This window comes from Terrihabitans aquatilis (assembly GCF_052542005.1).
Window position 1 is genome coordinate 87,768 of the sequence record NZ_JBOCUO010000001.1, and the last position, 11,931, is coordinate 99,698.

The following is an 11,931-nucleotide window of genomic DNA, read 5'->3' on the forward strand; positions in this document are numbered from 1 at the left end:
CGGCGGCACGCTTTGCTTGCAGAGATGAGGGGTCTATAAGGCCCGTTTTCCGGGCGCAGGGTCCGAGGAGATTTGGAGTTCAGGTCATGGTGGAGCGGTGGGAACCCGATAGCTGGAGGTCGAAGCCGATCGTCCAGGTTCCGGCCTATCCCGACGAGGCTGCGCTGGCGGCCGTCGAGACGCAGCTCGCCACCTTTCCTCCGCTCGTCTTTGCCGGTGAAGCCCGCAAGCTGACACGCACGCTTGCCAAGGTGTCGACGGGAGAGGCCTTCCTGCTTCAGGGTGGCGATTGCGCCGAGAGCTTCGTCGAGCACCGCGCCGATAACATTCGCGACTTCTTCCGCGTCTTTCTGCAGATGGCCGTGGTGCTGACGTTCGCTGCCTCTTCGCCGGTGGTGAAGGTCGGGCGCGTGGCCGGCCAGTTCGCCAAGCCCCGCTCGTCCGACAATGAGACCAAGGGCGATGTGACGCTGCCGAGCTATCGCGGTGACATCATCAACGACATCGACTTCACGCCAGAAGCGCGTATTCCCGATCCGCACCGGCTGCTGCGCGCCTATCGCCAGTCGGCGGCCACGCTGAACCTGATCCGGGCCTTTGCGACGGGCGGCTATGCCAACCTCGACCAGGCCCATCAATGGATGCTGGGCTTCGTGAAGGAGAGCCCGCAATCGAGCCGATATCGCGAGATTGCGGACCGCATCACCGAGACGCTCGATTTCATGCGTGCCTGCGGCATCGATCCGGAAGCGCATCCTGAGCTGCGGACGACCGATTTCTACACCAGCCACGAGGCGCTGCTGCTCGGTTTCGAGCAGGCGCTGACGCGTGTGGATTCCACCTCGGGCGATTGGTACGCGACCTCGGGCCATATGCTGTGGATCGGCGACCGCACCCGCCAGAAGGACCACGCCCATATCGAGTTCTGCCGGGGCGTGAAGAACCCGATCGGTCTGAAATGCGGCCCGTCGCTCAAGCCGGACGATCTGCTGGAACTGATCGACACGTTGAACCCGGACAACGAGGCGGGCCGATTGACTCTGATCTGCCGCTTCGGCCATGAAAAGGTGTTCGAGCATCTGCCGGCGTTGGTACGCGCGGTGAAGCGTGAGGGCCGCAGCGTGGTGTGGTCGTGCGATCCCATGCACGGCAACACCATTTCGGCCGGTGGCTACAAGACGCGTCCGTTCGATCGGATCCTGAAGGAAGTGGTCGACTTCTTCGCGGTTCATCGCGCCGAAGGCACGGTCGCCGGCGGCGTGCATCTCGAGATGACGGGCCAGAACGTGACGGAATGCACGGGCGGCGCCCGCGCGCTCTCTGCCACCGACCTCTCCGCCCGCTATCACACGCAATGCGATCCGCGCTTGAACGCCGAGCAGGCCATCGAGCTGGCGTTCCTTCTGGCTGAAGAGCTGAAGAAGGAGCGGCAGAACCGCGAGCGTCCACGCGTCGTCGCCGCCGAGTGATTTTTGTCAGGTTTGAGCCGGCTCCATTCGCTCTCTCGGGAGCGGGTGGAGCACGCTTGCGTGTGTCCAGAATTGGGAGAGTATGACGTTGAGTGCGAAGCGTGTCGTGATGGCCGTCATCGTCGGGGCCGCGGTCGGCTTTGGCATGATGATGTGGGACAAGTCCCGCGGGGCGGAATGGGTGGTGTCGCCCCAACAGATCGAGGCGGCGAAGGCGTCCGGCCAGATGGGCGTCGATACCGGAAATGGCTCGGTAGCGGTTCTGCCGATCCGCAGCGAAAAGGCGGACGCCCTTCCTTTCAAATGGGCGATGTTCGGCATCGGGGCGGGTGTGGTGACGTTCTTTTCAGGTCGGAAACGCAAGACGGCATAGCATCGCTGTCGCGTCATGCGCACGGGATATTTGATGAAGCCGAGGTCCCGCGCTAAATCCCGAACATGACCCTTTCCGATAAGCTTTCGCTCGCCATCGCGCAGCTCAACCCGACCATCGGCGACATCGCCGGCAATCTGGCCAAGGCGCGCAGTGCGCGCGCGGAGGCGGCGTCGTTGAACGCCGATCTGGTGGTCTTCACCGAATTGTTCATTTCGGGCTATCCGCCGGAAGATCTGGTGCTGAAACCGGCTTTCCTCGATGCGTGTCACGACGCCGTCGAGGAATTGGTGCGCGACACCGCGGATGGCGGACCGGCCGTTCTGATGGGCACGCCATGGCGTACCGATCATGGCGTGCACAATGCGGTCGTGCTTCTCGATGGCGGCCGTATCACAGGGCGACGGTTCAAGGTGGAACTGCCGAATTACGGGCCGTTCGATGAGAAACGGGTCTTCGTGCCGGGCCAATTGATGGGACCACTGGATTTCCGGGGCATCCAGATCGGCGTGCCGATATGCGAGGACATCTGGGAACCCGAGGTCACGGAATGCCTAACCGAGACCGGCGCGGAATTGCTGATCGTGCCGAATGGGTCTCCCTATTGGCGCGGAAAGGTGGATGAGCGCCTGAATATCGCGGCGCTGCGGGTGGCCGAAAGCAGTCTGCCATTTATCTACACCAACGAAGTGTGTGGTCAGGACGAGCTTGTCTTCGACGGCGGATCGTTCGCGCTCCACGCGGATTCCTCGCTCGCCTTCCAGATGCCGGCTTTCGAGGAAGCCGTCGTGCTGACGCGTTGGGAGCGCTCCGGCAGTTCCTGGAGGTGCGTCGAGGGACCGAAGGCGCGCCTCGACGAAGGCGACGAAGCGGATTACCGAGCCTGCGTTCTGGGTCTGCGCGATTACGTCAACAAGAACGGCTTTCCGGGTGTGGTGCTCGGCCTCTCGGGCGGCATCGATTCCGCGATCTGCGCCGCGATGGCGGTGGATGCGCTTGGCGCGGACCGTGTGCATGCAATCATGCTGCCCTATCGCTACACCTCGGAGGAAAGCCTTTCGGATGCGGCCGCTTGCGCCAGGGCGCTGGGTATTCGCTACGACATCGTGCCGATTTCGGTGCCTGTCGAAGGCTTCGAAACAGCTTTGACGTCGCTCTTCGCGGGTACCGAGCGCGGCATCACCGAAGAGAACCTGCAATCGCGCGTGCGCGGCACCATTCTCATGTCGGTGTCGAACAAGTTCGGCCCCATGGTGCTGACGACCGGCAACAAATCCGAGATGTCGGTCGGCTATGCCACGCTCTACGGCGATATGAACGGCGGCTTCAATCCCATCAAGGATATCTACAAGACGCAGGTGTTCCGGATGTGCGAGCTGCGCAATCGCTGGAAGCCTGCCGACGCGCTGGGACCGGACGGCGAGGTAATCCCGTCCAACATCATCACCAAGCCGCCATCAGCCGAGTTGCGCGAGAACCAGACGGATCAGGATTCGCTGCCGCCTTATGAGATTCTCGACGCGGTGCTTGAGCGTCTCGTGGAAGAGGAAAGCCGTGTCCGCGAGATCGTGGCGGACGGCTACGATGAGGACATCGTCCGCAAGGTGGAGCGGCTCCTCTACCTTGCCGAATACAAGAGGCGGCAGGCAGCCCCGGGCGTGAAGGTGACGAAGAAGAATTTCGGCCGAGACCGCCGCTACCCCATCACCAACCGCTTCCGCGACCGCTCCTAGCGCGGAGGCGCGTAGATCTGCGGCGCGCCGCCATTGGGGCCATAGACCGGCACGGCGGTGCGCACCTCAGGCTCGCTCACGTCGGTGCCGCCCACATCCTCCTGCACACCCTCGGTGGTCACCGAATGGGCGCTGTCCTGCGCGGCGCGCGCCGCTTCAGCCGGTGTGGCGGTCCGGCGTCCACCCGCGGGCTGCGACATCTGCCGCGAACGGTTCTCGTCGACGATGATGTCGCCGCTCTGAACGCTCGCATCTTCCGCGCCGGCAAGGGCCTGCGCCCAGCTCTGGTTGGCAGGCTTGCAGGAGCAATCCTTCACGAATTGGGTCTGGTATTTGAAGGCGTTCGGCATGTCCTTGTAGGGCTGGCCGGTGGTGGAGACCGCCTGTTCCAATGTGCCGCCGGGATTGGGATAGGTGAACAGCTGGGCCTCCGTGCCGGGGCAGGTGCGGCGGCAGATGTTCTCATCCTCGGGAAAGCGCGATTCGTTGGTCGCGAAACTCACGGGGAAGAAGAAGCCGTCGCATGTCCGCACGCACACGGTGCGGTAGGTGGACGAGCGTGGCTGCTCCATCGGCATTTCCTGCACGGGCGCTTCCTGCACGGGCGCGCCGCGATTGCCGAAAAGAAGGCCGAAAAGCCCGCCCTGACGGCGCTGCTGCGGGGCAGCCTGCTGGTAGCCGCCGCATCCGTTCTGGGCGAGCGCGGCCATCAGGGACTGGCGGCGGCTGTCATTGCCAGCGGACGAGCGGCTGCGGCGGACGGCGTTGGCCAGGCGTTCGACCTGATCCTCGAGGTCTTCCATCTGGTTTTCGAGCGCGCGGCATTCTGGCGGCGGACGCGGGCCGAACAGGCTGGAGCGGCCGCAATTCATGCCTCGGTAGCGCGCGGTGACGGAATCGAGCTGCCGGCGAGCTTGAGAATAGGAGGCTTCGAGCCGATCGTCGCGAGCGGCCGGCTGGTTTTGCAGCGAGGAGAGCTCGGCCTCGAGCCGCGCGCACACCCTGGGGTCCTGCTGGGCTGAGGCGGCGCCGGCGGTGGCGAGCACAGCAAGAGCCGCAAAAACGGGCCGACGAAGCCTTCGAAACATAAAGATCAACCTCTTGGGGCAGCCCGGAGCCATGCCGATAGAGCTCTGAAATCTGGCCTTAGTGTGAACGTCATATCATGCCAAGGAAAAAGCGGGATGCCCGAACCCCGAACTTCGCTTGACGGACGTGCCACCACCCGCCATTGTCCGCCCACAATGGCCAACACGATCATCATTTCCAGGATCGTCATTATCTGCGGCTAGCTTTCAGCTCGCCGCGGCCGTTTCTGTCTGAATTCCTTCCAGAGAGCACGATCGCCGGGGCGGCCCGACGTATGGATCGCCCATGTCTCTCAGGCTTTACAACACCCTGACGCGCACCAAGACGGAGTTCGCGCCGCTCGATCCCGCCAATGTGCGGGTCTATGCGTGCGGACCGACCGTTTACGACCGCGCGCATATCGGCAATGCGCGGCCGGTCATCGTGTTCGATGTGCTGTTCCGGCTGCTGCGCCATCTCTATGGGCCCGGCCGCGTCACTTACGTCCGCAACATCACGGACGTGGACGACAAGATCAACGCGCGCGCCGCCGAGCAGGGCACCAGCATCCGCGAGCTGACCGACATCACCGCCGCCGATTTCCGGCACGACGCGGCAGAGCTCGGCACACTGCCGCCCAACGTCGAGCCCCGCGCAACCGAGCATATCACCGAGATGATCACGCTGATCGAGCGTCTCATCGAGAGGGGCCACGCCTATGAGGCGGAAGGCCATGTGCTGTTCCATGTGCCGTCGATGCCGGCCTATGGAAAACTCGCCAATCGTTCGCTCGACGAGATGGAGGCAGGAGCGCGCGTGGATGTGGCGCCCTACAAGCGCGATGCCATGGATTTCGTGCTTTGGAAGCCGTCCGCGCAGGACCTGCCGGGCTGGGACAGCCCCTGGGGCCGTGGCCGGCCGGGCTGGCATATCGAATGCTCGGCCATGTCCTGGCGCTATCTGGGTGAGGTGTTCGACATCCATGCCGGCGGCATCGATCTCGTCTTCCCGCACCACGAAAACGAGATGGCCCAGACCTGCTGCGCCTTCGGAAATCCGGTCATGGCGAATGTCTGGATGCACAACGGCTTCCTTCAGGTGGAAGGTGAGAAAATGTCGAAATCCCTCGGCAATTTCATCACGATCACCGAAGTGCTGAAGGATTGGCCGGGCGATGTCATCCGGCTGGCCATGCTTGGGACGCACTATCGCCAGCCCATCAACTGGACGCTGAAGAACCTCCAGGAAGCGGAAAAAGCGCTTGGTTCCTGGTTCGACGCAGCTGGGCAGGGTGCCGATCCGCGGCCCGCGCAGGGCGTTCTCGATGCGTTGTGCGACGACCTCAATACGCCGCAGATGATCGCGGAACTGCATCAGCTTCGCGGCCAGGCGGGCCGCAAGGCACTGGCGGGTTCGCTGGCCTTCCTCGGTTTTCGGCCGAAGATGTACGAGGATTGGCGCGCGGCAACGGCGCCCGAGCCGACGCTGCCGGTGGCCGAGATCGAACAGCGGCTGGAAGCCCGTCTGGCAGCCCGCAAGGCGCGGGATTTTGCTGAAGCCGATCGTATCCGCGACGAATTGGCCGCGCAGGGCATCATCGTCAAGGATGGTCCCCAAGGCTCGACCTGGGAGGTGGCGCGGTGAGCGAGCGCCTCTATCTGTTCGATACGACTATGCGCGACGGTCAGCAGACCGCCGGGGTCGATTTCGGGCTGGAGGAGAAGCTCTCTCTCTCCCGCCTGTTGGGGAGCTTGGGCATCGATTACATCGAGGGCGGCTTTCCGGGAGCGAACCCGACCGACAGTGCGTTGTTTGCCGAGGCGCGGCATTTCGGCGACGCGCGGTTCACGGCCTTCGGCATGACCAAGCGGCCGGGCCGATCCGCCGAGAACGATCCCGGCCTCCAAGCCGTTCTGGCCGCGCAGGCGGACGCCTTCTGCTTCGTGGCGAAGAGCTGGGATTATCATGTCGAGGTGGCGCTCGGCACCACGCCTGACGAGAACCTGAAATCGATCCGCGAAACAGTGCGGGCCGCGATTGCGACCGGCCGTGAGGCGATGATTGATTGCGAGCATTTCTTCGACGGCTACAGGGCCAATTCCGATTATGCGCTGCAATGCGCGAAAGCCGCCTACGAGGAAGGCGCGCGCTGGGTCGTGTTGTGCGACACCAATGGCGGAACCCTTCCGCATGAGGTGTTCCGCATCGTGACGGAAGTGACGCGCCATATCCCGGGTTCACACATCGGCATCCACCCGCACGACGATACGGGCTGCGCGGTGGCCAATGCCTTGGCGGCCGTCGATGCCGGCGCGCGCCAGATTCAGGGCACGCTCAACGGTCTCGGCGAGCGGTGCGGCAACGCCAACCTCGTCTCCCTCATTCCCACCCTCAAGCTGAAGCCGGAATACGCCGATCGCTTCGAGATCGGCGTATCCGATGAATCGCTGCGGGAGCTGACGCTCGCCTCTCGCACGCTCGACGAGATGCTGAACCGCAACCCCAATCGGCATGCGCCTTATGTCGGGGCGAACGCATTCGCGACAAAGGCCGGCATCCATGCCTCGGCCATCCTGAAGGATCCACGCACCTACGAGCATGTGGAGCCCGAGAGCGTCGGCAATCGGCGGCGTCTTCTCGTGTCCGATCAGGGCGGCAAGTCGAACCTGCTCGCGGAGCTGGAGCGTATCGGCATCAAGCTCGGCAAGGATGACCCCGCGCTGACGCGGCTGCTGGAGATCGTGAAGGAGCGTGAGACGGCCGGTTATGCCTATGAAGGCGCCCAGGCAAGTTTCGAGCTTCTGGCACGGCGCGTGCTCGGCCACGTGCCAGCATTCTTCGATGTCGAAGGTTTCCGCACCTCGGTGGAGCTTCGGCACAATGCGCAGGGTGATCTCGCCACCGTCTGCGAGGCCGTGGTGAAGGTCTCCGTCCACGGTGAGCTGCACATGTCGGTGGCCGAAGGCAACGGGCCGGTCAACGCGCTCGATCTGGCGTTGCGCAAGGATCTCGGGATCTACCAGCCCTACATCGCCGATCTGCGGCTGGCGGATTACAAGGTGCGCATCCTGGACGGCGGAACGGAGGCGGTGACGCGCGTGCTCATCGAATCGTCCGACTCGACCGGCGAGAACTGGACTACGATCGGCGTGTCGCCCAACATCATCGACGCCAGCTTCCAGGCCCTCATCGACAGCGTGACCTACAAGCTCATCAAGGCACAAGCGCCGGCGCCTTAAGAGGCGGCGGTGGTCACATCTTCTCCAATGGCGTTTCGGCCACGCTCTTCTTGGGGCGCTTGCCAGAGTCCAGAACGTCCTCGGCGGCCTGCTCCATCACCGTCACGATGCTCTCGACATCGTTCACCACGTGATAAGGCACCCAGAGGCTTTCGCGGATAAAGGCGTGGGCCGTCATGTGCTCGAACATCGCCAGCAGCGGTGCCCAATAATCGTTGATGTTCGCGATGATGATGGGCTTGTGGTGGCGGCCGAGCTGCGCCCAGGTGAGCTGCTCCACCAATTCCTCCAGCGTTCCCACACCGCCGGGCAGGGCAACGAAGGCGTCGGAACGCTCGAACATCAGGCGTTTGCGGGTGTGCATGTCATCGACCACGATGTGCTCGTTGACGCTCTCCAGCATGGCTTCGCGCCGGACCAGAAACTCCGGAATGATGCCCACGACGCGGCCGCCATGTTCGATCACGCTGCGGGCCACGGTGCCCATCAGGCCGTTGCCGCCGCCGCCGTAGACGAGTTCGATATTGTTCTCGGCGAAGATACGCCCCAGAACGCGGGCTGCTTCCTCATGCCGGGGATCTCGGCCAAGGCCCGAGCCGCAATAGACGCAAACAGACTTGATCAATTGCATGATGTGTCCTCAGTGCCGCGAAGCGATCCGCACAATCGCGCCGGCACAACGCAAGCATGATGGCTGATGATTGTGAAAGAGAAGGGTTGCGGTCGCGCGTTGAATGAACAAAGTGTGAATTCGAAGGAAGACTGACAAATGAACCCGCGCCGTATCGTCATTCTTGCGATCGTCATCGCGATCACCGTCGTGATCACCATATTGGCGCGTCTTCAAGACACGACAAGAACAAGCCCGGCGGTGCCGCCTGCGGGTCCTTCGGCACCCGCTCCGGGGCAGGGTTCCGCTCCGCCCACCACGCCTTCGCCGAATCAGTCCTCGGCTGTGCCACCCAAACCTTCCGCAGCCGTTCCAAGTTTCGACATTGCGCGCGTCGAGCCGGATGGTCAGACCCTTGTGGCCGGCCGGGCCGAGCCAGGTGCGGATGTTGAACTGCTCGCGAATGGCAATGTGGTCGATCGCACCAAGGCGAACGATGCCGGCGAGTTCGTGATGTCACCGCCGCCTCTCGCGTCCGGCAGCCACGAATTGACGCTGCGGGCCGCGGGAACATTGTCGGCGAAGTCGGTTGCGGTGTCCGTGCCCAATCATCCCGGCGGCGAGGTGCTCGTCGTCGCAGGGGAAGCGGGAAAGCCTTCGCAGGTGCTCCAGTCCGGTTCGACCAAGCCGGACGCCGCCACCGATCTGGAAAATCGCGTCGCCAGCCTCGACGAGGCGAAGCAACAGGCCGCGACACCGGCCGCCGCGCCCCAATTGCGGATCGAGGCCGTGGAAGCGGAAAACGGTCGGCTCTTCGTGCAGGGCAGCGGGCCGGCGGATGGCCGGGCGCGCATCTACCTGAACGGTCAGGTTCTGGCCGAGGCGACCATCGGCAAGGACAATCGCTGGAGCCTGACGGTGGAGCAGGGGCTCGATGCCGGCAATTATGCGATCCGCGCCGACCAGGTGGACGACAAGGGCGAGGTCATCGCGCGTTCGGAAGTGCCGTTCGCGACAGGTCCCATCGCATCCGCAGCTCTTGCCGCCGCGTCCTCTCAGGCTTCCACACAAACCGCCCCGAGCGGCGTCACAGCCGAGACCGCCGCCACCGAGGCCGCCTCGGCAAACCCGGTGGTGAAGGCGCTCGAGACCTTCGAAGTGAAGCGCGGCGACAATCTGTGGCGCATCTCCCGCCAGACCTATGGTTACGGCGTTCGCTATTCCTCGATCTACGAGGCCAATTCCGGGCAGATTCGCGATCCCAACCGCATCTATCCGGGCCAGATCTTTGTGATGCCGCCTCGTTCTTGAGGACACACGCCTCGCAGGCTGCCGTCGGGCAACCTATATGAGGTCCCATCTGGCTTTCACGGAAGATCCCATCCCATGACCTCAACCACGCCCGCGGCTGCGTCGCCGCGCGGCCAGTCCGCTGCTTTCGCGCCGCGTCGGGTTGATGCCGAGGGCGCAGGATTCTTCCGTGCGATGCGCGATCTGCAGCCCTTCATGTGGCCGGGCGACCGCCCGGACCTGAAGGCGCGCATCGCCATTGCCTTCGTCCTGCTGGTCCTCACCAAGCTCATCACCGTTTCCGTTCCATACGCCTTCAAATGGGCAACGGATGCTTTGACGGCGCCGGCGGGAACGCCGGTCGATGACGGCACATGGTTGGCGATGGTCTTTGCGGGCCCGGTCGCGCTTGTCGCACTGTACGGTCTGGGCCGCGTGATGATGGTGGTCCTGGCGCAGATCCGCGATGCGCTGACGGCCGCCGTTGTCATGCACGCGGTGCGTCGGCTGGCCCTGCGCGTCTTCCAGCACGTCCATCGCCTGAGCCTGCGGTTTCACCTGCGCCGCCGCACGGGCGGCCTGTCCCGCGTGGTCGAGCGCGGCCGCACCGCAATCGAAACGCTGACGCGAACCGCGCTGCTGACGGTGGCGCCCACGATCATCGAGCTTCTGCTCGTATTCGGCATCCTGGCCTACCAGTTCGACTGGCGCTACGTGCTTGTCGTGCTTGCGACGCTCGTCGTCTATTTCTGGTTCACCTACGTGGCCAGCGAATGGCGCCTGGGCATCCGCCGTGTCCTCAACGAGCAGGATACCGACGCAAATTCCAAGGCCATCGACAGCCTGCTGAATTACGAGACCGTCAAATATTTCGGCAACGAGGAGCGCGAAGCTCGGCGTTTCGACCGCTCCATGGCCGGTTACGAGGCCGCGGCGGTCAAGACCTACACCTCGTTGTCCTGGTTGAACGCCGGGCAGGCGGTGATCTTCAGCCTGGGGCTGGCGATCTGCATGGGCATGGCCGCGCTCGATGTGCGCGCCGGCCGCAACAGTGTCGGCGACTTCGTGTTCATCAACGCCATGATGATCCAGCTCTATCAGCCGCTGAATTTCATGGGTTGGGTCTACCGCGAGATCAAGCAGGCGGTGACCGACCTCGAGGCCATGTTCCGACTGCTCGGAGAGGACGTCGAGGTCGAGGACAAGCCGCACGCCACGCCGCTGGAGGTGAGGGGTGGTGCGATCCGTTTCGAAGATGTGCGCTTCTCCTACGATCCCGACCGCAAGATCCTGAGAGGCGTTTCTTTCGAGGTGCCCGCCGGCAAGACGGTCGCGATCGTCGGCGCATCCGGCGCCGGCAAATCCACCATCTCCCGATTGCTGTTCCGTTTTTACGACGTCACCGATGGGCGTGTGACGATCGACGGGCAGGACGTCCGTGACGTGACGCAGGCGAGCCTGCGCGATGCCATCGGCATGGTCCCGCAGGACACGGTGCTGTTCAATGACACCATCCGCTACAACATCCGCTACGGGCGATGGGATGCGAGCGATGCCGAGATCGAGGCCGCCGCCGCCATGGCTCAGATCGACGGCTTTATCGCGGCGCTTCCCAAGGGCTACGACACCGAGGTGGGCGAGCGCGGCCTGAAACTGTCGGGCGGCGAGAAGCAGCGTGTCGCCATCGCCCGCACCATTCTGAAAAGCCCGCCGATCCTTATTCTGGATGAGGCGACCTCCGCGCTCGACAGCTACACCGAGCAGGAGATTCAGGCGGCGCTGGAAAGCGTCTCGCGCGGGCGCACGACTTTGGTAATCGCGCATCGCCTCTCGACCATCATCAACGCCGACGAGATCATCGTGCTTGCGGCTGGTCAGGTGGTGGAGCGCGGTACCCATGCGGACCTGCTGGAGCGCAATGGCCTCTACGCCGGAATGTGGGCGCGCCAGCGCGAGGCCGATCAGGCCCGCGAACTTCTCGCGCGCACCGGAGAGGATGGCGACTTCATCGACGAAGAGGATGCCGAAAGCACGATTGCCGAAGACGATTTCGACAAGCCGCCGGTCGTCGCGGTGGCTGCGTCGACCGTTTGATAGAGCATATTTGAAGGAAAGGGTTTTCCCTGCGGGGTCGATAGGCCTGTAACCG

9 protein-coding genes are annotated in these 11,931 nt (G+C 63.8%); 7 read left to right on the forward strand and 2 right to left on the reverse strand.

Annotated features, from left to right (window positions below):
- The first annotated feature begins 86 nt into the window (after window positions 1-86).
- The 3 genes from ACQ6S1_RS00475 to ACQ6S1_RS00485 all read left to right on the forward strand — a co-directional run bounded on the left by ACQ6S1_RS00475 (window position 87) and on the right by ACQ6S1_RS00485 (window position 3,575).
- Window positions 87-1,469 (forward strand): class II 3-deoxy-7-phosphoheptulonate synthase, encoded by a 1,383-nt coding sequence (locus tag ACQ6S1_RS00475; RefSeq protein ID WP_445039214.1) that lies wholly within the window; start codon window positions 87-89, stop codon window positions 1,467-1,469.
- Window positions 1,470-1,551: 82 nt separating this feature from the next.
- Complete coding sequence (locus ACQ6S1_RS00480) at window positions 1,552-1,842, forward strand: hypothetical protein (RefSeq protein ID WP_445039215.1); 291 nt, start codon at window positions 1,552-1,554, stop codon at window positions 1,840-1,842.
- 65 nt (window positions 1,843-1,907) lie between these two features.
- A complete protein-coding gene (locus ACQ6S1_RS00485; RefSeq protein WP_445039216.1) occupies window positions 1,908-3,575 on the forward strand; it encodes an NAD+ synthase in 1,668 nt (555 codons plus the stop codon).
- Here ACQ6S1_RS00485 and ACQ6S1_RS00490 read toward each other — a convergent pair.
- Window positions 3,572-4,576, reverse strand: coding sequence for a DUF2865 domain-containing protein (locus ACQ6S1_RS00490; RefSeq protein WP_445039217.1), 1,005 nt, complete (start codon window positions 4,574-4,576; stop codon window positions 3,572-3,574). The two genes, ACQ6S1_RS00485 and ACQ6S1_RS00490, sit on opposite strands and share 4 nt — an antisense overlap.
- 373 nt (window positions 4,577-4,949) lie before the next feature.
- Here ACQ6S1_RS00490 and cysS point away from each other — a divergent pair, with 373 nt between their 5' ends.
- Window positions 4,950-6,287: a cysteine--tRNA ligase gene (cysS, locus tag ACQ6S1_RS00495; protein WP_445039218.1), complete on the forward strand. Its 1,338-nt coding sequence runs from the start codon at window positions 4,950-4,952 to the stop codon at window positions 6,285-6,287.
- Entirely contained in the window at window positions 6,284-7,882 is a 1,599-nt protein-coding gene (gene cimA, locus ACQ6S1_RS00500; RefSeq protein WP_445039219.1) for a citramalate synthase, read from the forward strand. Before cysS ends, cimA begins: the two co-directional genes overlap by 4 nt.
- 13 nt (window positions 7,883-7,895) lie before the next feature.
- Here the strand turns inward: cimA and ACQ6S1_RS00505 are convergent, their stop codons facing one another.
- Window positions 7,896-8,513, reverse strand: a complete 618-nt coding sequence (locus ACQ6S1_RS00505) for an LOG family protein (protein WP_445039220.1) — start codon at window positions 8,511-8,513, stop codon at window positions 7,896-7,898.
- A gap of 138 nt (window positions 8,514-8,651) precedes the next feature.
- Between ACQ6S1_RS00505 and ACQ6S1_RS00510 the strand changes: the two genes are divergently transcribed.
- A complete protein-coding gene (locus ACQ6S1_RS00510) occupies window positions 8,652-9,803 on the forward strand; it encodes a LysM peptidoglycan-binding domain-containing protein (protein WP_445039221.1) in 1,152 nt (383 codons plus the stop codon).
- A gap of 75 nt (window positions 9,804-9,878) precedes the next feature.
- On the forward strand, window positions 9,879-11,876 hold the full coding sequence (locus tag ACQ6S1_RS00515; protein ID WP_445039222.1) for an ABCB family ABC transporter ATP-binding protein/permease: 1,998 nt from the start codon (window positions 9,879-9,881) through the stop codon (window positions 11,874-11,876).
- Window positions 11,877-11,931: the final 55 nt, after the last annotated feature.